Below are 23,004 nucleotides of genomic sequence, written 5' to 3' on the forward strand. Positions count from 1 at the left end.
CCAAGCGTATCGACCGCGGGGAACGAGGGGTACAGTTTTCGCTTCCCGCGAAGGGGCATGCAGGCGCTTTCGCGGAATCTTTGGGACAATGACCGCGTGAAAAATGCCCTATCGAAGCTCATGATCGTTCCCGAGAGTGTCACGAATGCGCGCCTGTACAAGCGTCGTCTTTGGACGGTGAACCTCTCGGCGCTCGTGCTCGTCGTGATGACCGTGGTTGCCGCCGTGCTGCCCGCTCCCTACGTCGTCGAATCGCCCGGCCCCTCACTCAACGTGCTCGGCGAATACGAGGGCAAGGACATCGTGAGCGTCGAGAATCGCGATGGGGCCGCAAGTGAAGGCGAACTGCGCATGACGACCGTGTCGGTCCAGGGGTCTCCGGGCTATGACATCCCGCTCGCCGGTGTCATGTCCGCGTGGTTCGATCGGGACCGCTCGATCATGCCGGTTGAGGCTCTCTACCCGGACGATACGGATGCCGAAGACAACAGCCTCATGAACACGGTTGAGATGAACGGCTCGCAGCAGGAAGCGATCGCCGCTGCGCTCGCGAAGCAGGGCATTTCGTACTCAACGACGACCATCGTCGCGGGCGTTCGAAGCGATGGAGCGGCGGCGGATCGCCTCGAGCCCGGCGACGTCGTGCTCATGGTCAACGGCCAGCAGGTCACCGATGTCGCTTCGGCTGGAGAGGCCATTGGCCGCACACCGCGAGGGCAGAAAGTAAACGTGACCGTGCGACGCGAAGGCGAAGAAAAATCCTTCGCGCTCACGCCGCGCTACGAGGGGGAGCGGGCGCTTGTCGGCATCGTGCTCTCGCGCGGCTTCGAGTTCCCGGTGAAGGTGAACTTCGCGCTTGACGGGATCGGCGGGCCGAGTGCGGGCATGATCTTCGCCCTCGCGATCTACGACGAGATGACGCCCGGCGATCTCACGGGAGGTAAGAAGATCGCGGGCACGGGCACGATCGATGAGCAGGGCACGGTGGGCCCGATTGGCGGGATTCGCCAGAAAATGATCGGGGCGCGGTCCGACGGCGCCGAGTACTTCCTCGCCCCTTCGGCCAATTGCGATGAGGTCACCGGACACATCCCCGAGGGCCTCCAGGTCGTCAAGATCGACACGCTTTCGGATGCCATCAACTCGGTTGAACAGATCGCTTCTACGGGGTCGATCAAGGGCCTGCCTACGTGCGGTTAGGCAGCGAAAACATCGTCGTTACACGCACACGACACGAAGGAGAGGTTATGGCACGCGCAAGGCGCAGGTCACAGGATTCGGTCACTCAGTTCACGGTGGTGTTCGACTTCGGAGGTGTGCTCGCCGCCCACCACAATCCCGTTCCGGTCGTTCACGCCGAAGTCGGTGGCGAGTACGAATCGGTTCGTGAGGTGTACTGGCGCGAGCGCGTGAAGCTCGACGGCGGGGAGATCTCGGTCGTCGAGTATTGGCGGGCCGTGTGCGAGGCCGGGGCGATCGGCGAGCCGACCGCCGAGGAGATCGAAGCCCTCATCGACCTCGATAACCGGTACTGGGTTCAGATCGCCAAGGGGAGTCGCGAACTTATTCACGATCTCGCGCGCAACTCGGTGCGAATTGCACTGCTCTCGAACACGAACGCATCCTTCGGTGAGTACGTGCGTCAGCAAGAATGGTTCGAGCCCTTTGAATTCGCGATCATTAGCGCCGAAGAGAAGGTTCAAAAGCCCGATCCCGAGATCTTCGAAATCCTCCTCGACGCGGTTGCGCACGAAACGGGCGGCGTCGCCAAACCTCGCAACGTGATCTTCTTCGACGACCTGCAGTCAAACGTCGATGCCGCCCGCAAGCTCGGCATCGATGCCCACTATTGGCCGCGCAATGACCGCACGGTGGCGTCGGACACCGCTGCCGAACCCGACCGACCTGGCTGGGAAATCGCGCGTGAAATCCTTACCGAACGTGGGGTTCCGCTCGGCTGAAACGCAGGCGCCACCGTTAGACTGAAACCATTGTGCCCGCCGCTGCGGCTCGAGCCGGCGGCATGGCGGGGGAACCAACCCACGAGTCAAATGGAGAGACATTGGCAGAGTTCATCTACACCATGTACAAGGCGCGCAAGCAAGTGGGCGACAAGGTCATCCTTGACGACGTCACCATGAGCTTCTTCCCGGGCGCCAAGATCGGCATGGTTGGCCCGAACGGCGCGGGTAAGTCGACCATCCTCAAGATCATGGCGGGGCTCGACGAGCCGAGCAACGGTGAAGCGCGCCTCAGCCCCGGCTACAGCGTGGGCATTCTCCTTCAGGAGCCGCCGCTGAATGAGGAGAAGACCGTCCTCGAAAACGTCCAGGAAGGCATGGGCGAGCTTTACGCGAAGGTCCAGCGTTTCAACGAAATCGGCGAGCTCATGGGTGAGCCGGATGCGGATTTCGATGCGCTCATGGCCGAGATGGGCACTCTTCAAACGGAGATCGACGCCGCGAACGGCTGGGATCTTGACTCGCAGCTCGAGCAGGCGATGGATGCGCTTCGCTGCCCTCCGGGTGACGAGCCGGTGACGCACCTCTCCGGTGGTGAGCGCCGTCGCGTCGCGCTGTGCAAGCTTCTCCTCCAAAAGCCCGATCTGCTCCTCCTCGACGAGCCCACGAACCACCTCGATGCCGAGTCAGTTCTGTGGCTCGAGAAGCACCTGCAGAGCTACGAGGGCGCCGTTATCGCGATTACCCACGATCGCTACTTCCTCGATCACGTCGCCGAGTGGATCGCCGAGGTCGACCGTGGCCACCTCTACCCGTACGAGGGCAACTACTCGACCTACCTCGAAAAGAAGCAGGAGCGCCTCGAGGTTCAGGGCAAGAAGGATCAAAAGCTCCAAAAGCGCCTCAAGGAAGAACTCGAATGGGTTCGCTCGAGCGCGAAGGGCCGCCAGGCTAAGTCCAAGGCACGCCTCGCTCGCTACGAGGAGATGGCGAAGGAAGCCGAGTCGATGCGCAAGCTCGATTTCGAAGAAATCACGATCCCGCCGGGCCCGCGCCTCGGCAACGTCGTGATCGATGCGAAGGATCTTAAGAAGGGCTTCGGCGATCGCGTTCTCATCGATGGCCTGAGTTTCTCGCTCCCACCGAACGGCATTGTCGGTGTGATCGGCCCGAACGGCGTGGGCAAGACCACCCTCTTCAAGACCCTCGTGGGGCTCGAACCTCTCGACGGTGGTGAACTCAAGGTCGGCGAAACCGTGAAAATCAGCTACGTCGACCAGAACCGCGAGAACATCGACCCCGAGAAGAACCTGTGGGAGGTCGTTAGTGACGGCCTCGACTTCATCGAGGTGGGCAAGGTTGAGATTCCCTCGCGTGCCTACGTGTCGCAGTTCGGCTTCAAGGGCCCGGACCAGCAGAAGAAGGCCGGCGTGCTCTCGGGCGGTGAGCGCAACCGCTTGAACCTCGCGCTCACGCTCAAGCAGGGCGGCAACCTGCTGCTCCTCGACGAGCCGACCAACGATCTCGACGTGCAGACCCTCAGCTCGCTCGAAAACGCGCTCTTGAACTTCCCCGGCTGCGCCGTGGTCGTTTCGCACGACCGCTGGTTCCTTGACCGCGTTGCGACCCACATCCTTGCCTACGAGGGCACCGAGGAGAACCCCTCGAATTGGTACTGGTTTGAAGGCAACTTCGAGTCGTACGAGAAGAACAAGGTTGCGCGTCTTGGAGAGGATGCCGCGCGTCCGCACCGCGTGACGCATCGCCGCCTCACGAGGGACTAATAACGTCGCTCGCTCCTTTGAGCGAAGGAGTCGACCGAAAAACCCGGGACTTTCGAGGTCCCGGGTTTTCTTTGCCTTAACATCTGTGCTACTGTATTAAGTACGTAATACAGTAAGACAAGGTGGTGTGGATGGACTTCGATGCTTCGAGACCGGTGTGGGTCCAGCTGGTCGAGGAGTTCACGCGAAAAATTGCGGCGGGCGAATGGATTGCGGGCCAAAAGGTCCCTTCGACTCGCGACCTTGCCCTCGACTATCGCGTCAACCCCAACACCGTACAGAAAGCCCTCGCCGAGATGGACCGGCGGGGCCATACCAAGAGCGAGCGAACATCGGGGCGCATAGTGCTCGTCACTGATGACGCTACGGATGACCTCAAAACTAGCGAGAGTGAAGCGATTGCGGATCGTGCACTCGAGCAGCTCACGGGGCTAGGACTCTCGCCCCAGGATATTGAAACGCTCTTCCGTGAGCGTCTCTTAAATCACTCTCGAAAGGGTGAAAAACCATGACTTCGCAACTTTTGCGAGTAGACAAGGCTTCAAAGGCCTACGGGGCAACGATTGCCCTCGACAGCGTCGATCTCGATGTCGAGCCTGGGAGCATCGTCGGGCTGATCGGCGAGAACGGCTGTGGAAAATCGACCTTCCTCAAGGCAGTCGCGGGCCTCGTTCGACTGGATTCTGGTGAAGTGCGGGTGTGCGGCGAATTAGTCGGGCCACGATCGAAATCGATGGTGAGCTACCTGCCGGATCGTTCGGCGCTTCCAGCGCGCTTTACTGTCGAGTCCTGCATGCGCGTGTTTGGGCAGGTGTTCGCGGACTTCGACGAGGCTAAGGCGCGCGCGATCCTCAAAAACTTCGGTATAGAGCCAACGCGGCGTCTGCATGAACTTAGTAAAGGGCAGCAGGAAAAGGCGCATATCGCGCTCGCCATGGCACGCGACGCGCGGCTATTTCTTCTCGATGAGCCGATCTCTGGCGTTGATCCGCTTTCGCGCGAGCAAACGTTGCGCGAGGTGATCGCGGCTCTCGGCGACGACTGTTCTCTCCTTATTACTTCGCACATGGTGCAGGATCTCGAGTTGATCGTGGATCGGGCGCTTCTCATGCGCCGCGGTCAGATCGTCGACGATGTCTGTCCCGATGAACTGCGTGAACAGACGGGCGACGGGCTCGTCGAACGACTGAGGAAGGTGTATGGATATGAACGCACACGCAGATAGCATGAGGTTGCCTGGCTTCGGGACCATTGTGCGGCTCGATATGAGCCGCGTGTTACCGATGACAGGTATGGCCACGCTCGCAGGCATTGCGGTGGCACTCGCGTTCTCCGGCCTAGGGGCCCTCGTGGCGCCTCTCAAGCCGGTTGCTTTTGTGGGGGTATGGATGGCTGCGGGCCTGTTGGTCGCTGCGACCGGCCTAGTGCTTGCGGGGTATTTCTACGTGAGCATGGTGGGGCGTGAAGCCCCGGTCACTCGCACGTGGCCCGTCGGTGGGCTCGCCCTTTTGGCAGGGAAGCTCGTGAGCGGCGTGCTTGCTTTATTCGTATCGGTCGTGGGGACGCTCGTGATGGTGATTCTTTCGTTCGCGTGTCTTGCACCCAAAGGAGACCTCGCCCTCGGTGATCTCATGACCGGAGTCGGGCAACTATTCCGCGAGCACCCGGTGGTGTTGACGTGCGGGCTCATGTGGATAGTGCTTGGGGTCGTGTCGTTCCTCGCCTACGTGTATTTCGCCGTGCTTGTGGGAAGTAAGGGGTTCTTGGGCAGGCTTGGAGTCGCGGGGCCTGTGATTGTCGCGGTGTTCATGTGGGCCGTGGTATCGCAACTCGTGGGTGTGGTGTCCATCCTCATTCCCCTGTCGTTTAACGTCGACTCGTGGTCTATTGAGACGGTGAGCATCCTCGGCTCCATCATCAACGCTGTGAAGACAGATGCGGAGGTTCCACTGCTCCCAATCGCACTTCCTGTTCTCCAGAGCCTCGTCACGCTCGCGGTTCTCTTCTGGTGCGCGTGGGACTGCTCGAAAATCCGCGATATCCAGTAATGATCGCCGTGGTCGAGCCCGCCGCTAACCTCAAGCAAACTCCGCAAGAACTTTTCATGCGGAACATGCATGGTAAGCGGCGGGCTCGGCTACCTTAAGGGATATGAAGGCACTTCGTACTCTTTCCGTGACGTCAGAACTCCCCGCCGAGCTCGAGGGGCTTCGCACCCTCGCCTACAACCTTCGGTGGACCTGGAACGCCGAAACCCGCGACCTTTTCGAGGCGCTCGATCCGCGTGCGTACGAGGAGAGCAACCGCAATCCCGTTGTGCAACTCGGGATGGTGCCCGCGCGCCGCTACAGCGAGGTTGCGGCTGATCCGAAGTTCCGCTCTGCCCTCGAGGACTGCCTCGAGGATCTCGACACCTACATGACGAGTGAGCGCTGGTTCCAGAAAGAGGTGCCGGCCGCTCCGGCAATCGCGTACTTCTCGATGGAGTTCGGTATCACCCCGACCCTCCCGATCTACTCGGGTGGTCTCGGCATCCTCGCCGGTGACCACCTGAAGTCCGCCTCGGACCTCGGCGTCGACCTCATCGGCGTGGGTCTGCTTTATCAGTGGGGCTACTTCTCCCAGTCGCTCAACCGCGAAGGTTGGCAGCAGGAAAACTACAAGCAGAACGTCACTGAGGATCTCGCGGTCGTGCCCGTGACGGATGCCGACGGTGACCAGGTGTGCGTGAATGTCACGTTCCCCGGCGAGCGGATCATCACGATCGCTCTGTGGAAGGCCCAGGTGGGGCGCATCTCGCTGCTTCTCCTCGATACGAACGTTGAAGGCAACGACGAGGGCGCCCGCCAGATCACCGACCGCCTTTACGGTGGCGACCACTTCCACCGTATTGAACAGGAGATCGTGCTCGGCATCGGCGGTGTGCGAGCCGTCGAGCGGTTTGCTGAGCTCGAGGGGCGCCGCGAGCGAGACGTCTTCCACCTCAACGAGGGCCACGCGGGCTTCCTCGGCCTCGAACGCATCGGTCAGCTCATGGGTAAGGGCCTGAGTTTTGATGCGGCGCTCACGAAGACCCGTGCGGGCTCGGTCTTTACCACTCACACCCCCGTTCCCGCCGGTATCGATCGTTTCGATGCGGGCCAGCTGCGTCACTTCCTCGATGCGGACGGCAACGGCATTTCACGCCTCGTCCCGAATCTGCCGGTGGAGGCTGCGCTCGCGCTCGGTGTCGAGGATGGCGGGCAGATCTTCAACATGGCGCACATGGGGTTCCGCCTCTCGCAGCGGTCGAATGGTGTTGCGAAGCTCCACGGCGAGACGAGCCGCCGCATGTTCAAGGACCTTTACCCGGGCTTCGACGAGGCGGAGGTGCCGATCACCTCGATTACGAACGGTGTACACCGCCGCACGTGGATCTCGCGCCCCATGGATGCGCTGTACAAGAGCGTGTTCGGCGATATTGACCTGTCGGCGCGCAGCGACTGGTCGCAGCTTGGGACCTTGAGTGACAAGGCACTTCTCGATGTCCGAAATACGCTGCGCGCGAATCTTGTCGAGCGTGCGCGCGAAGATGTACGCCGTTCGTGGGTGCGCCGTGGTGCGCACCCGGGCGAGCTTGGCTGGGTTGATTCGGTGCTCGACCCGAACGTGCTCACGATCGGCTTCGCGCGTCGCGTCTCAACCTACAAGCGCCTCACGCTCATGTTGAGCCAGCCGGAGCGCTTGCGGGACATCCTCCTCAACGAGGAGCGGCCCGTGCAGATCGTCGTGGCTGGCAAGGCGCACCCCGCGGATTACCCCGGCAAGGAGTTCATGCAGCGCCTCGTGCAGTTCGCGGACGATCACGGCGTGCGCCACCGCATCGTGTTCCTCGCGGACTACGACATTCGCATGGCGCAGTACCTCGTGTCCGGCTCGGACGTGTGGCTCAATAACCCGATTCGTCCGGAGGAAGCCTCGGGCACCTCGGGTATGAAGGTTGCGCTCAACGGCGGTCTCACGTTCTCGACCTCCGACGGTTGGTGGGATGAAATGGCCACCGACGACGCCGGCTGGACGATCGAAACCGTCGACATCGAGGACCGCGCCGAGCGCGACCGCCTCGAGGCGGAGAGCCTCTACAACATTCTCGAGAACCGCATCGTTCCGCTGTTCTACGACAGGGATGAGAGCGGCGTTCCGGCGAAGTGGTTGCAGATGGTGCGCAATTCCCTCGTGGAAATCGCGCCGAAGGTGACCGCGACTCGCATGGTGCGCGATTACGTCGAGCAGCTGTATGCGCCGGCATCGCAGTCGGTTGCGCTGTTTGCGAACGATGAGGGTCTCTCTCACGAGTTCGCCGAGTACAAGCAGCGGCTCGCGCAAGGCTGGGGCGGCGTGAGTGTTCGCGACGTCGAGGATTCGGTTGACGGCGATGTTCTCGCCGTGAGCGCGAGTGTTGAGCTCGGGGAGATCCATGCCGACGACGTCCAGGTCCAACTTGTCGTGGGCTCCGCGAACGAGGACGGCGAGCTTGAGGATCCCATCACCGTGGCGATGACGCAGGGCGTGGATGGCCGCTATGCGGCCGAGCACTCGCTCGAAACCCTCGGGTCGGTGGGCTACACCGTGCGTGTCGTGCCGTCGCATCGCGTTCTTGCTCACACCGCTGAGCTTGGCCTAGTGCGCGTCGCACAGTGAATGGGGTGTACGCTGGCATAGCTTGTCGTTAGGTCGGGCATAAGTATCGACCTCAAGATGTCAGAGAGTATCGGGTGGAAGGAGTCGATCGATGATGCGACTTCGCCACCCGATTCTTTCGTGGCTCTTCGTGTTGCCCGCGGCGATAGGCGTGTTTGCCTTCATTCTCTTGCCGGTCGTTGTGGCCTTCGGGCTTTCACTGACGAACTGGGAGATCGTCGGCTCGCACGACTTCATCGGTCTCAAAAACTACGAGATCCTGTTCACGGGCGACGCACTGTGGAACTCCTTGTTTGTCACGCTTCTCTTCACCCTCATGAGCGTGCCTCTCGGGATTGCGCTCGGGTTACTGCTCGCGATTCAGCTCAATAAAATGTTCCCCGGGTCAACCCTGTTCCGGGTGATCGTCGTGATCCCGTGGGTGTGCGCGCCCGTTGCGATCGGCGTCGTATGGAAATGGATCTACCAGCCCACCTACGGGGCCCTGAACGCGCTGATTGGAACCCGAATCGAATGGTTGAGCTCGCACACGCTCGCCCTTCCTGCCGTGGCATTCGTCGCGGTGTGGCAGGCCGTCGGATATAACGCGCTTTTCTATCAGGCCGGGCTCCAGAAGATCCCGCCGTCGATTTACGAAGCCGCTGAGCTTGACGGTGCGGGCAGCATCCGGAGGTTTTTTGCGATTACGCTGCCGCTTTTGAATCCCACGACGTTTTTCGTGGCGCTCACGCAGATGGTCGCGAGCTTCCAGGTGTTCGACACCGTGTATTCGCTGACCGGGGGAGGGCCCGGCAATAGCACCCAGGTCATTGCCTCGCTCATCTACAACGAGGCATTTGGTGCGGGTCGGCTTGGGCGGGCTGGAGCCGTAGCCGTGATCCTCTTCGTCATCCTCGCGGCTCTCTCGTTTATTCAGCAGCGGTTCTTCTCGAGCCGCATCACCTACGACATGTCCTGAGGGCGGTGTCTATGAAGAAAAAGTCGGTGCTTTCGGCGATCGTGGCGTACACGATCCTCATCATTGCTGCCGTGCTTACACTCGCGCCGTTTTCGCTCTCGATCATGACGGCGCTGCGTGCACCCGGTGACTTCCTGCGCCAGGGCCCCATTCATCTTCCGGACCCCGCGACGATCGAGAACTTTTCGTCGCTCTTCACGGGGCCCCACAGCTTTGTGACACCGTTTGCCGTGACGACGCAAATGGTCGCGGTGATCCTTGTGGGGCAGATCGTTTTTTCCATTCTCGCGGCCTACGCGTTTGCGTATCTGCAATTTCCCGGTCGTGACGTGCTGTTTTGGGCGTTTATTGCGACCTTGCTTGTTCCGCAGGTCGTGGTTGTCGTGCCTCTGTTCCTCGCCTTCCAGCAGATGGGGCTGCGCAATACATTCTGGGCGCTCGTGTTGCCGTTCGTGTTTGGCAGCCCCTACGCCGTGTTCTTGCTCCGTGAAAATTTCCGGAGCGTGCCTCAGGAGTTGCTGGATGCGATGCGCGTTGATGGCGCGGGGCATCTGCGGATGATTCGCAGCCTCGTGGTGCCCCTCAACCGTCCGATTATCGTGACGCTCATCGTGATCACCGTGGTGACCCACTGGAACTCCTTCATGTGGCCGCTCATTATCACGACGGGGGACACGTGGCAGACCCTTACGGTTGCGACCTCGGCACTCAGTACTCAATACAACAACAATTGGACGATGGTCATGGCGGCAACGACGCTCGCGATGATTCCGCTCATCCTCCTGTATCTCGTGTTCCAGAAGCAGGTAGCGCAGTCGATCGGTGGAACCGAACTGCGATAAACATCGCTTATGGCATCCATAAATATCCGGTATGCTCTTGCGTTAACAATGTGCAGGGCACGAGGGTGCCCGCACGACCGCTGAAGAAAGGCCATCACATGGTTTCACGTCGCACAGTTCTCTCCGGTGGACTCGTAGCCTCCGCGGCCGCGGCGCTCGCCGCGTGCTCGCCGTCAGATTCGGGCTCGTCCGCGAAGAAGGGCTCGGGTTCCGACGCTGGGGCGCTTAAGTTCCGCATTTGGGATAGCACGGCGAAGGCGGCATACGAGGAGTCGCTCAAGAAGTTCACCGAGGAATCGGGGATCAAGGTCGAGGTCGAGGTTGTTCCGTGGGACGACTACTGGACGAAGTTGCCTCTCGATCTCTCTGACGGCGCTTCGGATAGCGCCCCTGATGTGTTCTGGCTGAACTCCGCGAGCTTCACTCAGTTCCAGCAGGCCGGAGCGCTCGTCGATATTTCGGAGAAGCTCGGCGGGTCCGTGAAGGACTGGGAGAAGGCTGTCGTTGACCTGTACACCCGCGACGGCTCGCTGTGGGGTGTTCCGCAGGTCTGGGACTCGATCGCTCTCTTCTATAACAAGAACCTCACCGACGCCGCTGGCGTGGACCCCACGAGACTCGCCTTCGATCCCACCGCCGGCTCGGATGCCCTTCGCGATGCCGCCACCGCGCTCACGAAGGATGGCGTGTTCGGTTTCAATGCGGCGTGCGATCGCCAATCCATCATTGGCCCCTTCCTGAGCTCGAACGGTGCCGAGTGGCAGGATGCCAACGATATGTACGCATTCGATTCAGAGCAGGGCGTCCAGGTGTTCTCCTACCTCGCTGCGCTCGTCAACGAACTCAAGGTTGCGCCTTCGGCCGCTGACACCAATACGAACGGCGATTTCGCGCGTGACCTGTTTATTCAGGGTAAGCTCGGCCTCTTCCAGAGCGGCCCGTTTAGCCTCAAGACGATCCACGACTCGGTCGACGGCGCCTTCGAGTGGGCTATCGCCCCCATGGTGGCAGGCCCGAAGGGGGCGAAGTCGCTCGTGCACGGCGTGGTTGCCGCGGGTAACGCGAAGCGCGAGGACCAGGAGTCGGTTGTGAAGCTTCTCGAATGGCTCGGCTCGAAGGAGGGGCAGCTGCCCCTGGGTGAGCAGGGAATTTCGTTCCCCGGCCACGTGGATGCGCAGCAGTCCTTCGTGGACTTCTGGAAAGAGCAGGGCGTCGACGTCGAGCAGTTCATCGAAGCGGCGAAGAATCCCGGCCCCGCGGATACCGGCGCAAAGTCCCTCGCCGGCCTTAATGCCGTAATGCCCGTCTTCCAGGAGATCTTCGCGGGCAATCTCTCCGCCGAGGAAGGTGTCAAGAAGGCCCAGGAAGAGGGTAATGCCGCGATGGCGTGAGCCCGCGGTTTAGGCGAAAATTGCCTCGCTCCACCTCGTTGACTCGAGGCCGTGCTCTTCGGTGAGCGCTCCGGGTGCGAGGCGTGATGGCGAGTCCCACAGATAGCGTTGCTGAGAAAGCGAACGGAGTGTGGGGCTCGCCATCCCCGTTAAAGAGAGTGTGCAGGCCGGGATTGTGTGAATCTTCGGAGCGCTCACGTTTGCGCGGGTGGAGACGATGCGCGCCAGTTCGCGGAAGGTGACCGGTGTGGGGGAGGGGGCGTTGAGTATAGCGCTCGAGTTGCCCGCGAATACGCGCGTGTGCTCTCGGGCCACGTGGATCATGGCGTCGGCGAGGTCCGATACGAACGTCATGGCGTGAGGGGTGTCGGGGCCTCCGAGAGCCCAGCATGTTTTTCCCGTGAGGGTGGGGTTGACGATGCTCATCGTGGGCACCGACGCCTTTGCGGAGGCGCCTTTTCCCACGAGGTCGGCGGCAACGACACTCGCGGTGTGCGCCGCATGTGCCGCGCGAGCTTCGAGGAGCTCGGCGCGCACGTCCCCGAGGGGAGAGCACGGGTGTATCGGCGCTCCCTCGTGCAGGTCGTGCGCCTGTGCCCCGAATGCGTAGACGGATTCGGGGAAGATAACGGGGATGCCAAGGCCTTCGGCGACGTCCATGACCGCTTGCTCGCGGTGGGGCAGTTCCTCTCGCCAGGCCTTTGCGGTGTAGGGCGCGTGGATGCAGTGCATGATCGCGTCCGCGCCGCGCGCCTCGCGTTCGAGTAGAGCGCGCTTGCCTGCGTCGCCCGCAATGACGCGCACCCCTTCGATTGGGTGTGCGCTGCGCCGGATAACTGTCACGTCGTCACCCGTTGCGCGCAGTGACCTGACGATTGCGTTGCCGATTTGCCCGGCCCCCGTGACGAGAATCTTCAAAACAGCCCTCCAAAATGTGATCAGTGCTCTCGTTTAAGGAATATAGGCGTTCGCACCCTTAAAAACAAGAGCACCGCTCTCGCTGTCGATTTCGAGCCTGTGAAATGCGAGGATGGACGCATGAGTGAACGCCGAAGCCGCGCCGAGAATCGGCGGCGCATGGAAACTGAAATCTTGCGCCTTGCCAGGCAGCAGCTCGAGGAAAAGGGCCCCGCAGACCTCTCATTGCGGGAAATTGCCCGAGATATGTCGGTCGCGTCATCGGCCCTGTACAGATACGTGCGCGACCGCGATGAGCTGCTCACGCTCCTCGTCATCGACGCCTACACCGACCTTGCTGATGCTGTTGACGACGCCTTGGGTCTGGACCCAAAAGAGCGGTGTGGCGCAGAAAGCCCCGAGGGCCTCGGAACGTTCGCGCGCGCCATGCGCTCATGGGCGCTCGCAAACACAACGCGATGGGGTCTCGTCTACGGCACCCCCGTTCCCGGCTACGCCGCGCCAGCCGATCAAACTGTCGCACCGGGCACGCGTCTACTCGCCCGTCTCGCGCACATCGTCGCTGCCGGCAACCTTATCGGCGCCGATCCCAGCGGCCCCTATGCCGCGTTCCTCGAGGGCGGGTTGGAGGACGTGTTCGGGACCAGTGACCGGAGCGATCTCGACAACGTGGGAGCAGAGGCAGCAAAAGCCTGCGCAATAAACCGCGACGAGGCCACGAGATGCGCGGCGACCACGATCGACCTCTGGTGCGCGCTACTCGGCACGATCAGCGCCGAGGTTTTCGGCCAGCTCGGTCCCGGCCTCGACAAAGTAGGCGGAGAGATTCTCGAGCGGCTCGTCGAATCGTGGACCGCGACGCTCTTCCCCGAGACGGTAAAGGGTGGTCGCTAGGCGAAACTCCACGGCTCGCGGGTGTTCGTGCGGAGCCGGTAAAGGCTCGTGGTGGCCGTGATGAAGAGGTCCTGGCCGTCCTCCCCGCCGAAGCAGAGATTAGACACAACCTCTGGAACGGGCGCGTGGGCGATCAGAGAGCCGTCGGAATCGAACACGCTCACCCCGTCCCCGCCGGAGGACCACACCCGGTCCTCTTCGTCGACGGTGATGCCATCGGGAACCCCGGCCGCGGGGCAGGCAAACGGACGCCCGCTGCCCTTGACGACCGCGTTGTCAGCGTCGAGGTCGAAGGCCCAAATATGGTGACGGCCCGCGCTATCCGTGACGGATTCGGGGGCGTTCTCCTCGGGTTTATCGGGGTTATCGGCGGTGTTCGTGACGTACAGGCGTTTACCGTCGCGGCTGAAAGCGATGCCATTCGGGCGGCTCAGTTCGGTCACAACGGCCTCGAGGTCGCCGTGATGATCAAGCTTGAACACATACGCGCGTCCGTACTCCATCTCGCCCGGCTGCCCCTGGCCCTCGCTGAGGATCCCGTAGGGAGGGTCGGTGAACCAGATCGTGTGCTCGATCGGGTGCACGGCAACGTCGTTCGGGGAGTTGAGGCGCCCGCCTTCGAAGAAGTCGATGAGCATTTCCGCGTCCATGAACGGCACGAGCGGCGCCTTATCGAGCGAGCGGGTCCCGTGGTTGCATTCGACGACTCCCAGATCGGGGTGGTGAGCGCGGCCATTGGCGTAGTTGACGCCGCTTTTCCACACGAGCGTTTCGCCGGTTGCGGGGTCGAGCTGGATGATGCGGTTGTTCGGGATGTCGCTAAAGCGCACGACCTTCTCGAGGGGGTACCACAGAGGGCCCTCGGCCCAGGCCGCGCCGGTTGCGACCTTCTCGACGCGGGCGCTCGGATCAAACGGCGGGGTGGTCACTGTCCTTCACCTCCGTGCGGATGCGGAACATGCCCTCTTGGTTCACGGTCGCGACGAGCGAGCCTTCGCGTGTGTAAATCTGACCAACGCTGAGCGAGCGGCCGCCGGTCGCGGCAGGGGAGCGCTGCACATACAGCAGCCAGTCGTCGACGTTGACATCCGAGTGGAACCACATCGAATGGTTGAGAGTGGCGACGCGCAGGCCGGGCGTGAGCCACGTGAGGCCCTGGCGGCGGATGGTCGGCTCGAAGGGAGTGTAGTCGCTCGCATACGTCAGGACCGCTTCATGGGTGAGCGGATCGCGCGTGTCGATCGGGGTGAGAGCGCGCATCCACACGGCCTGTTCGGCGCGCTTTTCAGGGTCCGGAGTGAAGTACAAAGAGCCGGTCGCGTTTCGAATGTCCACGGGGCGCTGGTACGCCATGAACTGCGCGAGCGGGTGGTCTACCCGGCCCAGTTCGTCGCGTGTGCTCGGGAGAGTGTCGGGGGAGTGGTCCGACGCCACCTCGTCCACGTGGTGCACTCCTTCTTGGCGTTCCTGGAACGAGCCATTCATCGTGAGGACGAGGTTTCCGCGCTGCGTGACCTCGAGTGCGCGGGTGGAGAACGACCCGCCATCTCGGAGCGTGCGTACGGTGAAGGTCAGCGGCTCACTCGCGCGAGCGGGCTCGAGGAACGATGCGTAGGTCGAGTGCACACGGCGCCCCTCCGGCACGGTGCGCGCCATTGCGATCAGGGCCTGCGCCATCATCTGCCCGCCAAACACGTGCCCGCCCGGCTGGGGGAGCGAAGTCCCCTCAAATGTTTGCTCGGGCCCATCGATTTTCCGAAGCTCGAAAAGATCGAGGAGGCTGCGGGTCACGGCTGCTGGCTCAGGAATCGACATGCGCCCATCTTAACGAAGGGCGCATGAACGCCTTCCTAATAAAAGTTGAGGGTATCGACAACATTTGTGAGGGGTGTGCCGTCGAGGAGCGCCGTCGCGTTGCGTGCCACGATCGCCGCGATGCGCATCCCCTCCTGCGCGCTCAGGGCTGCCGAGTGTGGGCTGAGGAGAACCTTTTCGTGATCCCAAAGTGGGTGCTCGTGAGGGAGGGGCTCGCGCTCCACCACGTCGAGTGCAGCGAAATCGACGGTGCCGTCGTCGAGGGCATCGAGAAGCGCAGCCTCGTCAATCACGCTTCCCCTGCCGACATTTGTGAGGATCATGCCCTTCTTCATCGAAGAAAACGCCTGCCGATCGAGCACGTGGCGAGTCTCGTCCGTGCCGGGAAGCGTCACCACGACGGCGTCGACCCTCGACAGCGCGTCGTGAAGGTCAGCGAGCGGCACGATGCGGTCCACGTTCTCGACAGCGCGGCCCGAGCGCGAGGTTCCCCAGACCTCGGTGCCGAAAGCCTTGAGCCGGGAGGCGACAGCCTTGCCGATACCGCCAAGACCGAGCACGAGAACCGTCATTTCATCGAGGTGGCGAGGGTGTACGCGAATGGTTGGCCACACGTGCGCACGTTGATCATCTTCGAGGCCACGAAGGTTCTTCGCCCCAGCGAGTAGTCCAAAGATTGCGAACTCCGCAAGGGTGCTGCCGTGCACGCCCGCCGAGGTTGTAAACGTGACGCGTTCAAGCGCTTCAGAGCTGAGATGCGCAGCTTTCACCTGTGCTCCGCCGCCCGCAGCCATCGTGTGAACCCAGCGGAGCCGAGGGTTGCTTCGCACGAGCTCTGCGAGCTTCGCGGGGCTATCGTCAGGAAGGCCCACGACGGCATCGGCGCTTTCGAGGATCTCCTGATACGCCCGCTCGTCTGCATCAGAGCGCGTGAAAGCCGGATCGCCCACCCAGTCGGAGTCGTACCGGCGCGGACGCGCAAGAGCTCCGGTGCGAACGAGCCTCACGCGAGGTTCGCGCTCGCGGATCAACGCGCATTCGTCTTCGGGGAGGTCGACGGCGATGGCGAGGGTCAGGCGCTGGTCGTTCGAGCGTGGCATGAGGTCTCCTTTCGCTCCTTCAATCCTAGGGGGAACGCACTGGTGAATCCTCTACAGTGGTGGGGAAAACTAGCGCCGCACACCAAAAGGAGACTTGTCGTGAGCCAGACCCCGCTCATCATCATGGGCGTGCAGGGCACGGGAAAATCCACCGTCGGAAAGGCCCTCGCTGACCGTCTAGGGCTGACGTTCATCGACGGCGACGATCTTCACCCAGCGGCCAATAAAGCCAAAATGGCTTCGGGAACTCCGCTCACCGACCAGGACCGCGCTCCATGGCTGGACGCGATCGGCGAGACCATCGCGCGTGAGCGCGCGAAAGGCGTCACGTGCGCGATCGTGTGCTCCGCGCTTAAACGCCGCTACCGCGATCAGCTGCGCTCCTTCGCACCGGATCTCCAATTCGTGCACCTTGCGGGAAGTCGAGAACTCATCGCTGGGCGCATCGCGCACCGTCACCACGAGTACATGCCCGCTTCGCTTCTTGATTCCCAGTTCGCGACTCTCGAACAGCTTGACGACGACGAAGCTGGCATCATCGCGAGCATAGAACAGCCCGCGAAGGACGTCGTCGAGAACATCATCACCGGCCTCAATGACGGCACTCGCACCTGCTAGGCGCGCGGCAAGGATCTATGCAGGGTCAAAAGCTAGGTTGGCGCCATGATTTTCATTAACGTGAAATACCAGGTCAAGCCCGAAGAGACCGCCACCTTCCTCGAAAAACTTGCGGATTACACGAACGCGTGCCGCGCGGAGGAAGGTTGCCTCTTCTTCGAGTGGTACCGCAGCACGGAGCGCGAAAACGAATTCCTCCTTGTCGAGATGTACCGTGACGCCGAGGCCGGAGAGAAGCACGTCAACGCCCCGCACTTCCAGGCCGGCCTGGATGCCATGCGCCCGCTCATCTCTGAAACTCCCGAGATCATCTCGAAGGACATCGAAGGTGAAGGCTGGGGTCCCATGGGTGAACTCGCGGATTAAGTCCCAACCGGTGCCACCTCTCACGTGAACGTGACTCACCAGCCCTTTCCCGTGGTACCGTGACTCGTTTGCAAATATTCGCGAGATGAGTCAAAGGATGTGAACGATGAGCGCGTGGGACGTCTTTACCGACCTCGGCTGGATGGGCCTTCTGATCCTCATCGGTGTGCTTTTGCGCGCCTGGGTCAAGCCGATTCAGTCTCTCTTCTTGCCCGCCGGCCTGATCGCCGGGCTTCTCGGCCTTATTCTCGGCCCCAACGTCTTGAACATCATCCCGTTCAGTAGTTCCGTCCCCATCTACTCCTCGATCCTGATCGCGGTCGTATTCGCGGCGCTTCCGTTCACCTCGAAAATCGCGGGACTCGGCAACGTGTTTCGTGCCGTTCGCACCATGTGGTCCGTCTCCCAGGCCATCTCGGTTCTCCAATGGGGCTTCGGTCTGATTTTCGCCCTCGGCATTCTCAGTTTGTTCTTCAATGACCTGCCCGACGGCTTCGGCTTGCTCCTCGCAGCCGGCTTCATGGGCGGCCACGGCACGGCAGCCGCGATCGCCGACGGTTTTGGCAACACATGGCCCGAGGCACTTTCCCTCGCGATGACGTCCGCCACGATCGGCATCATCCTGTCCGTCGTGGGCGGAATCGCGATCATCAAGGTCGAATCGATGCGCGGCAACACGGCCTACCTCAAGGACTTCAAGTCCCTTCCGAAGGATCTTCGCACGGGCATCATCGCCGAAGAGAACCGCGAATCGATTGGTGTTTCTCCCGTATCCTCGACGAGCCTGGACCCGATCACCTACCACCTGGGGCTGCTCTTCATGATTGCGGCCTTCGCCTACATGTTCACCTCGTGGGCGAATAGCCAGGTCGAGTGGCTGTCGGTTCCTACCTTCAGCGTCTCGTTCCTCCTCGGGTACGTCGTGCTGTTCGTTCTCAAAGCATTCAAAGCGGAAAACGTCTTCGAAGGGAAAATTTTTGAGCGTGGAAGCGGCATGTCAACCGACCTGCTCGTGGCCTTCGGCGTAGCCTCGATCGATCCGAAGGTCGTGGCCTCCTACTGGCAGCCGCTTCTCATTCTTATCCTCGCGGGCACCTTGTTCGTGCTTGCCTACTACGTGTTCGTCTCCAAGAAACTCTTTGCCGATCACAAGGTTGAGCAAGGCATTTTCACGTGGGGCTGGAACACCGGCACCGCCGGTATGGGCATGGCGCTCCTGCGCATCGTCGATCCCGACATGAAGTCCAAGACGCTCGACTACTACGGCATCGCCTATATCCCGATCGGCTTTGTCGATATCGCGACCATCGCAACGCTCCCGGCTCTAGTTCTCGCGGGCGCCTCGTGGTGGGTAGCGCTTGCGCTCACGCTCGCGGGCGTCATCATCCTCGCGCTCGCGTTTAGGCGCCGCGAGCCCGCGCCCACGACGAGCATGATTGAAAGCGTCGGCGTGCACGGCACGTTTGACCACAGGGCAGAATAAGGCTCGTCGCACTCGTGCCTTTCCTCGATATTCCCGTACCCGTCAGGTGGAGTGACCTTGACGGGTACGGGCATGTTAATAACACCGCGTATCTGCGGCTGCTCGAGGAGGCCCGCACGAGGGCCTTTTGGCGGCCGTCGGACACCGAGCTCGCGAATGGCGCCCCCGCGTACCCAACCGCGCTCGCGGAGCTGTCGCCGGGCGGTGCCTTCCACACGCTCGTGGCCGCCCACACGATCGAGTACGCGCGCCAGCTTGGGTACCGCCGAGACGGGGTCATCGTGCGCACGTGGGTCTCGAAGCTTGGGGGAGCGTCGCTCGACCTCGACTACGAAATACTCACGGCCGACGAGCTGGAGCGGCCCTACGCGATCGCACGCACGACGATCGTGATTGTCGAGGCCAAAACCGCGAAGGCCGTGCGCATGCCCACACGGCTACGCACGGCCCTCGAGAGCTTCACAGACGCGCCGCTGACATTCCGGCGCGCGTAGCGCGTTTTTCTACGCCGACTCCTGGAAGCGCGGGAGCGCAAACTCGATGCCCCGCTTATCGAACTCGGCGCGAAGGCGCTTGCGGATCTCGCGCTCCACATCCCACTGCTTGCCGGGGATGGTGTCGGCAGTGATCCGGCGCTGGTAGCGAGCACCGTCGACCGAAAGAATTCCGGTGGCCTGGGGCGCGCCGACAATGAGCTTCGACCACTTTTGATCGGCCTTGAGCGTATCGAACACGGCGTGGATCGCCTCCGTCACCGCAGCATCATCGGCGCTGCTCGCGATATCGAGCATGACGAACGCTGTTCCGAGGCCGCGCGAGTAATTGCCGAGCGAAATAATCTCCCCGTTGCGCACCGTCCACAGGACGCCGTTGAGGCCGCGCACCTGGGTGACGCGCAAATTCACGTTTTCGACGGTTCCCTCGGCGAACTGAAGATCGACGTAATCGCCGACGGCCACCAGATCCTCGAACAGCATGATCACGCCCGCAAGAACGTCCTTAATGAGCGTTTGCGCGCCGATACCGGCGGCCAGGCCGGCAACACCAAGCGAGGCGATGATCGGCGCGATGTTGACGCCCACTTGCGCGAGGATCATGACGAACGCGATCGACCAAATGACGACGCTCGCGACATTCTTCGACGCCGTCGAGAGGGTGTCCGCACGCTGCTTGCGGCGCTCCTCGTGGGCGGCGGCGAGGCCGGCATCGGGGTGCTTCTTCACGACGACGTTGGTCATGCGCGAAATACGCGAACCTGATTGGTACATCGTCTGAAAAATGCGATTGACCAGTATGCCCACCACGAAGCGCACGAGTAGGGCGACCAGAATGATCACGAGGATCGTGACGCCATTGGAGAGCAGCCACTGGCCTATCCGGTCCACGAGCGAGAAAGCCTCTTGGGTCGTGGTTTCTGCCAAAAAGTTCATGCCCCCACCGTAGGAGGGAAACCTTGAGACGGGCATGAAAAGGCGGCCCCACCGATGGTGAGGCCGCCCACGGTTTCCGACGGTGGCCGCGCCCTCAGCGCAGCCTCCTCAGCGGACTACTTGTCGGCGTTTTGGACGCGCACCGCACGCGCGACGGAGTCGCGACCCTCGAGGACGGGGCGGCGCATGCCGTAGATCGCGTCTTCATGCGAAGCGAGCCACTCGTCCGCTTTCGCGACGATCTCTTCGCTCGGGTACTGGCCCGGGAAGTAGCCCTGGATAAGACGGTTCGCGATCTCGCTCGAGCGTGACGCCCATGCCTTCTCGATCATCTCGAAGTACGGATCGATGTACGGCGCGCGCAATTCCTCGCTCGCGCGGTTGAAGCCCACGATGGCGCAGGTGAGGTGCTCGTTCGCAAGCGTGTCCTCGCCGACGGTCTTCTTCCACGCTGCTGCCTTCGCCTCGGCAGTGGGGATCGCGGCCTTCGCCGTGAGGGCGCTCTTACGGCCGTTTTGCGTGTCGTCGCTCGCGAGTACCTCGTCGATTCCGGCCTCGTCGATAGCGCCGAGAGCGGCGAGAGCGATGGTGATCTGCCACTTGAGATCGGTATCGATTTCGCGGTCCGCGAGGGTGAGAGATCCGTCGAACAGCCCCTTGACCGTGTCGAGGTCGTCCTTGCCAGCAAACTGCAGATACGACTCGAGGAATTGGAGCTGCTGATCGCTGCCACCGTCGGCCCCCTGCGTGAGCTCCCACAGAGCCGACGCAACCTTCTTCACGCGCTCAGCGCGATCAGCCGGGGCCGCGTAGCGCGTGCCCACGAGGTCCAGACGCCCGAGGAGCGTGCGCAGAACCGAGGAGTCCTTTTCGCGGTCGATGTTCTTCAGGAGAAGATCGAGGTAGCGGCGGCTCGGAAGTTCGGCGTCTCGCGTCATGTCCCACGTGGCGCTCCACACGAGGGTGCGAGCGAGCTCGTCGTCGATATCGCGCAGGTGCTCGAGGGCGAACGCGAGCGAATCGTCGTCGAGGCGGACCTTCGCGTAGGTGAGGTCCTCGTCGTTGATGAGCCACAGGTCGGCCTTCTTGCCCGCGAGATCCGCGATCTCGGTGCGCTCACCGTCGATGTCGGTCTCGACGCTCACGGTGCGGGTCACGACGCCGCCCTCGAGGCTGTAGCCGCCGATCTTGAGTCGGTGCGGGCGGATCGTGGGGTGCTCGCTCGCGGCGGACTGCAGAACTGCGAACGACGCGACGGTGCCGTCGTTATTGCGATCAATCTCGGGGCGGAGCGTGTTCACGCCGGTCGTCTCGAGCCACAGCTTGCTCCACGAGCGAAGGTCGCGGCCGCTCGTGGCCTCGAGCTCGTCGAGCAGATCATTGAGGGTCGTGTTCTGCCACTCGTACTTCTTGAAGTACGCGCGAAGACCCTTAAAGAACGACTCCTCACCGACGTATGCGACGAGCTGGCGCAGAACCGAGGCGCCCTTCGCGTAAGTGATGCCGTCGAAGTTCGTCTCTACCGCGTCGAAGTCCACCATGTCGGCCACGATCGGGTGCGTGGACGGCAGCTGGTCCTGGCTGTAGGCCCAGGCCTTTTCCGAACCAGCGAAGGTCGTCCATGCGTTCGTCCAGCGAGTAGCGCGCGCAGAAGAGAGGGTCGAGGCGAACTCAGCGAAGGACTCGTTGAGCCACAGGTCGTCCCACCACTTCATCGTGACAAGGTCGCCGAACCACATGTGAGCGAGCTCGTGGAGGATCGTGAGGTCGCGGCGCTCGCGGATTGCGTCCGAGACGGCGCTGCGGAACACGTAGCGCTCCACGAACGTCACGGCGCCCGGGTGCTCCATCGCGCCCATGTTGTATTCGGGCACGAAGATCTGGTCGTAGGTCGGGAACGGGTAGTCGTAATCGAAGAGATTCTCGTAGAACTCAAAGCCCTGCTGGGCGATCGAAACGATGTACTCGCCATCGAGGTACGGGGCGAGAGACGCGCGCGCGTACACGCCCGCGGGGATCTCGCGGCCGTTGCGGGAGGTGATCGTGCCGTCGTAGCCCTCGTACTTGCCTGCGATGAGAGCCGTCAGGTAGGTCGAGATCTTCGGTGTTTTTTCGAAAGTCCACGTGGCGATCGGCTGACCGTCGGAATCCTCACCGGCCGGGACGGGCTCGGGGCTCGGGGCGATCGAAATGACGCGCCAGTGGGCGGGAGCGGTGATCGTGAAGGCGAAGGTGGCCTTGAGGTCGGGCTGTTCGAAGTTGGCGTACATGCGGCGGGCATCGGACACCTCGAACTGGGTGTAGAGATACACCTCGTTGTCGACCGGGTCGACCATGCGGTGCAAGCCTTCGCCCGTGTTCATGTAGGCGCCGTTGGCGCGGATGGTAATGACGTTCTCGCCGACCTTGAGCGCGGGAAGCTGGACGCGCGCGCCGTCGAAACGTTCGCCGGGGTTGTCGAGGGTCTCGCCGTTGAGGGTGATCTCGAGGACTTCGGGAGCGATGAGGTCGACGAAGGTTTCGCGAGCCTCGGTGGCGTTGACGTAGATGGTGGATTCCGTGAGGAATGTCTTGGGGCCCTTGGTGAGGTCAAGCTTCACGTCGTAATGGGAGGTGCTGAGGAACGAGGAGCGTTCCTGCGCCTCGGCGCGGGTGAGATTTTCAGAGGTCATTCTCGAATTCTCCTAGGGTTGAGGGGGCCGCATCGCGTGCGGGTCCCCTCCATCTTCGCATCGCAGGGTGGGAGCGGGTGGGATGAATGCAC

Annotated in this window: 21 protein-coding genes; 15 read left to right on the plus strand and 6 right to left on the minus strand. The window is 62.2% G+C overall.

The window, feature by feature from the left end; all coding sequences use genetic code 11:
- The first annotated feature begins 96 nt into the window (after nt 1–96).
- The 10 genes from HMPREF3157_RS01100 to HMPREF3157_RS01145 all read left to right on the plus strand — a co-directional run bounded on the left by HMPREF3157_RS01100 (nt 97) and on the right by HMPREF3157_RS01145 (nt 11,616).
- Nucleotides 97–1,200, plus strand: coding sequence for a YlbL family protein (locus HMPREF3157_RS01100; RefSeq protein WP_168161670.1), 1,104 nt, complete (start codon nt 97–99; stop codon nt 1,198–1,200).
- Between the two features lie 47 nt (nt 1,201–1,247).
- On the plus strand, nt 1,248–1,961 hold the full coding sequence (locus HMPREF3157_RS01105; protein ID WP_070435267.1) for an HAD family hydrolase: 714 nt from the start codon (nt 1,248–1,250) through the stop codon (nt 1,959–1,961).
- 101 nt (nt 1,962–2,062) lie between these two features.
- Nucleotides 2,063–3,745 (plus strand): energy-dependent translational throttle protein EttA, encoded by a 1,683-nt coding sequence (gene ettA / locus HMPREF3157_RS01110; protein WP_070435268.1) that lies wholly within the window; start codon nt 2,063–2,065, stop codon nt 3,743–3,745.
- 131 nt (nt 3,746–3,876) lie between these two features.
- Nucleotides 3,877–4,257 carry a GntR family transcriptional regulator gene (locus HMPREF3157_RS01115; protein ID WP_016664212.1) on the plus strand — a complete coding sequence of 127 codons (381 nt, stop codon included), beginning with the start codon at nt 3,877–3,879 and terminating at the stop codon, nt 4,255–4,257.
- Entirely contained in the window at nt 4,254–4,970 is a 717-nt protein-coding gene (locus HMPREF3157_RS01120) for an ABC transporter ATP-binding protein (RefSeq protein ID WP_061211227.1), read from the plus strand. Before HMPREF3157_RS01115 ends, HMPREF3157_RS01120 begins: the two co-directional genes overlap by 4 nt.
- Nucleotides 4,951–5,793: a hypothetical protein gene (locus tag HMPREF3157_RS01125; RefSeq protein ID WP_141740571.1), complete on the plus strand. Its 843-nt coding sequence runs from the start codon at nt 4,951–4,953 to the stop codon at nt 5,791–5,793. The genes HMPREF3157_RS01120 and HMPREF3157_RS01125 overlap by 20 nt, the downstream gene beginning before the upstream one ends.
- A gap of 103 nt (nt 5,794–5,896) precedes the next feature.
- Nucleotides 5,897–8,425, plus strand: a complete 2,529-nt coding sequence (gene glgP / locus HMPREF3157_RS01130) for an alpha-glucan family phosphorylase (protein WP_070435270.1) — start codon at nt 5,897–5,899, stop codon at nt 8,423–8,425.
- Nucleotides 8,426–8,516: 91 nt separating this feature from the next.
- Complete coding sequence (locus HMPREF3157_RS01135; RefSeq protein WP_070435271.1) at nt 8,517–9,383, plus strand: carbohydrate ABC transporter permease; 867 nt, start codon at nt 8,517–8,519, stop codon at nt 9,381–9,383.
- Between the two features lie 11 nt (nt 9,384–9,394).
- Complete coding sequence (locus HMPREF3157_RS01140) at nt 9,395–10,225, plus strand: carbohydrate ABC transporter permease (RefSeq protein ID WP_070435272.1); 831 nt, start codon at nt 9,395–9,397, stop codon at nt 10,223–10,225.
- 98 nt (nt 10,226–10,323) lie between these two features.
- Complete coding sequence (locus HMPREF3157_RS01145) at nt 10,324–11,616, plus strand: ABC transporter substrate-binding protein (protein ID WP_070435273.1); 1,293 nt, start codon at nt 10,324–10,326, stop codon at nt 11,614–11,616.
- Between the two features lie 9 nt (nt 11,617–11,625).
- Here the strand turns inward: HMPREF3157_RS01145 and HMPREF3157_RS01150 are convergent, their stop codons facing one another.
- Nucleotides 11,626–12,534 carry an NAD-dependent epimerase/dehydratase family protein gene (locus tag HMPREF3157_RS01150; RefSeq protein ID WP_070435274.1) on the minus strand — a complete coding sequence of 303 codons (909 nt, stop codon included), beginning with the start codon at nt 12,532–12,534 and terminating at the stop codon, nt 11,626–11,628.
- A gap of 120 nt (nt 12,535–12,654) precedes the next feature.
- Between HMPREF3157_RS01150 and HMPREF3157_RS01155 the strand changes: the two genes are divergently transcribed.
- Nucleotides 12,655–13,428, plus strand: a complete 774-nt coding sequence (locus HMPREF3157_RS01155; protein WP_070435275.1) for a TetR/AcrR family transcriptional regulator — start codon at nt 12,655–12,657, stop codon at nt 13,426–13,428.
- On the opposite strand, the gene HMPREF3157_RS01160 is transcribed toward HMPREF3157_RS01155, so the two are convergent.
- Genes HMPREF3157_RS01160 through HMPREF3157_RS01170 form a run of 3 tightly spaced genes read right to left on the minus strand, consistent with a single transcriptional unit; the run spans nt 13,425 to nt 16,343 of the window.
- Nucleotides 13,425–14,357, minus strand: coding sequence for an SMP-30/gluconolactonase/LRE family protein (locus tag HMPREF3157_RS01160; protein ID WP_070435276.1), 933 nt, complete (start codon nt 14,355–14,357; stop codon nt 13,425–13,427). The genes HMPREF3157_RS01155 and HMPREF3157_RS01160 overlap by 4 nt on opposite strands.
- Nucleotides 14,338–15,243: an acyl-CoA thioesterase gene (locus HMPREF3157_RS01165; protein ID WP_070435277.1), complete on the minus strand. Its 906-nt coding sequence runs from the start codon at nt 15,241–15,243 to the stop codon at nt 14,338–14,340. Before HMPREF3157_RS01165 ends, HMPREF3157_RS01160 begins: the two co-directional genes overlap by 20 nt.
- 35 nt (nt 15,244–15,278) lie before the next feature.
- Nucleotides 15,279–16,343, minus strand: coding sequence for a D-2-hydroxyacid dehydrogenase (locus HMPREF3157_RS01170; protein ID WP_070435278.1), 1,065 nt, complete (start codon nt 16,341–16,343; stop codon nt 15,279–15,281).
- Between the two features lie 99 nt (nt 16,344–16,442).
- On the opposite strand from HMPREF3157_RS01170, the gene HMPREF3157_RS01175 reads away from it, so the two are divergent.
- The 4 genes from HMPREF3157_RS01175 to HMPREF3157_RS01190 all read left to right on the plus strand — a co-directional run bounded on the left by HMPREF3157_RS01175 (nt 16,443) and on the right by HMPREF3157_RS01190 (nt 19,304).
- Nucleotides 16,443–16,961 (plus strand): gluconokinase, encoded by a 519-nt coding sequence (locus HMPREF3157_RS01175; protein WP_016664223.1) that lies wholly within the window; start codon nt 16,443–16,445, stop codon nt 16,959–16,961.
- Between the two features lie 45 nt (nt 16,962–17,006).
- Nucleotides 17,007–17,327 carry a putative quinol monooxygenase gene (locus HMPREF3157_RS01180; protein WP_016664224.1) on the plus strand — a complete coding sequence of 107 codons (321 nt, stop codon included), beginning with the start codon at nt 17,007–17,009 and terminating at the stop codon, nt 17,325–17,327.
- 106 nt (nt 17,328–17,433) lie between these two features.
- Nucleotides 17,434–18,810, plus strand: coding sequence for a sodium/glutamate symporter (locus HMPREF3157_RS01185; protein ID WP_016664225.1), 1,377 nt, complete (start codon nt 17,434–17,436; stop codon nt 18,808–18,810).
- Between the two features lie 14 nt (nt 18,811–18,824).
- Nucleotides 18,825–19,304, plus strand: coding sequence for an acyl-CoA thioesterase (locus tag HMPREF3157_RS01190; protein WP_070435279.1), 480 nt, complete (start codon nt 18,825–18,827; stop codon nt 19,302–19,304).
- Between the two features lie 9 nt (nt 19,305–19,313).
- Here the strand turns inward: HMPREF3157_RS01190 and HMPREF3157_RS01195 are convergent, their stop codons facing one another.
- Nucleotides 19,314–20,240: a mechanosensitive ion channel family protein gene (locus HMPREF3157_RS01195; RefSeq protein WP_070435280.1), complete on the minus strand. Its 927-nt coding sequence runs from the start codon at nt 20,238–20,240 to the stop codon at nt 19,314–19,316.
- A gap of 116 nt (nt 20,241–20,356) precedes the next feature.
- Nucleotides 20,357–22,912 carry an aminopeptidase N gene (pepN, locus tag HMPREF3157_RS01200; RefSeq protein WP_070435281.1) on the minus strand — a complete coding sequence of 852 codons (2,556 nt, stop codon included), beginning with the start codon at nt 22,910–22,912 and terminating at the stop codon, nt 20,357–20,359.
- Nucleotides 22,913–23,004: the final 92 nt, after the last annotated feature.

Source organism: Dermabacter sp. HMSC06F07 (genome assembly GCF_001807345.1).
GTDB lineage: Bacteria > Actinomycetota > Actinomycetes > Actinomycetales > Dermabacteraceae > Dermabacter > Dermabacter hominis.

Bases quoted from the DNA above. Each gene is read 5' to 3' on its own strand.
- HMPREF3157_RS01105 (WP_070435267.1), top strand. From the start codon at position 1,248: ATGGCACGCGCAAGGCGCAGGTCACAGGATTCGGTCACTCAGTTCACG.
- HMPREF3157_RS01115 (WP_016664212.1), top strand. From the start codon at position 3,877: ATGGACTTCGATGCTTCGAGACCGGTGTGGGTCCAGCTGGTCGAGGAG.
- HMPREF3157_RS01120 (WP_061211227.1), top strand. From the start codon at position 4,254: ATGACTTCGCAACTTTTGCGAGTAGACAAGGCTTCAAAGGCCTACGGG.
- HMPREF3157_RS01125 (WP_141740571.1), top strand. From the start codon at position 4,951: ATGAACGCACACGCAGATAGCATGAGGTTGCCTGGCTTCGGGACCATT.
- glgP (WP_070435270.1), top strand. From the start codon at position 5,897: ATGAAGGCACTTCGTACTCTTTCCGTGACGTCAGAACTCCCCGCCGAG.
- HMPREF3157_RS01135 (WP_070435271.1), top strand. From the start codon at position 8,517: ATGATGCGACTTCGCCACCCGATTCTTTCGTGGCTCTTCGTGTTGCCC.
- HMPREF3157_RS01140 (WP_070435272.1), top strand. From the start codon at position 9,395: ATGAAGAAAAAGTCGGTGCTTTCGGCGATCGTGGCGTACACGATCCTC.
- HMPREF3157_RS01145 (WP_070435273.1), top strand. From the start codon at position 10,324: ATGGTTTCACGTCGCACAGTTCTCTCCGGTGGACTCGTAGCCTCCGCG.
- HMPREF3157_RS01155 (WP_070435275.1), top strand. From the start codon at position 12,655: ATGAGTGAACGCCGAAGCCGCGCCGAGAATCGGCGGCGCATGGAAACT.
- HMPREF3157_RS01165 (WP_070435277.1), bottom strand. From the start codon at position 15,243: ATGTCGATTCCTGAGCCAGCAGCCGTGACCCGCAGCCTCCTCGATCTT.
- HMPREF3157_RS01170 (WP_070435278.1), bottom strand. From the start codon at position 16,343: ATGCCACGCTCGAACGACCAGCGCCTGACCCTCGCCATCGCCGTCGAC.
- HMPREF3157_RS01180 (WP_016664224.1), top strand. From the start codon at position 17,007: ATGATTTTCATTAACGTGAAATACCAGGTCAAGCCCGAAGAGACCGCC.
- HMPREF3157_RS01185 (WP_016664225.1), top strand. From the start codon at position 17,434: ATGAGCGCGTGGGACGTCTTTACCGACCTCGGCTGGATGGGCCTTCTG.
- HMPREF3157_RS01195 (WP_070435280.1), bottom strand. From the start codon at position 20,240: ATGAACTTTTTGGCAGAAACCACGACCCAAGAGGCTTTCTCGCTCGTG.
- pepN (WP_070435281.1), bottom strand. From the start codon at position 22,912: ATGACCTCTGAAAATCTCACCCGCGCCGAGGCGCAGGAACGCTCCTCG.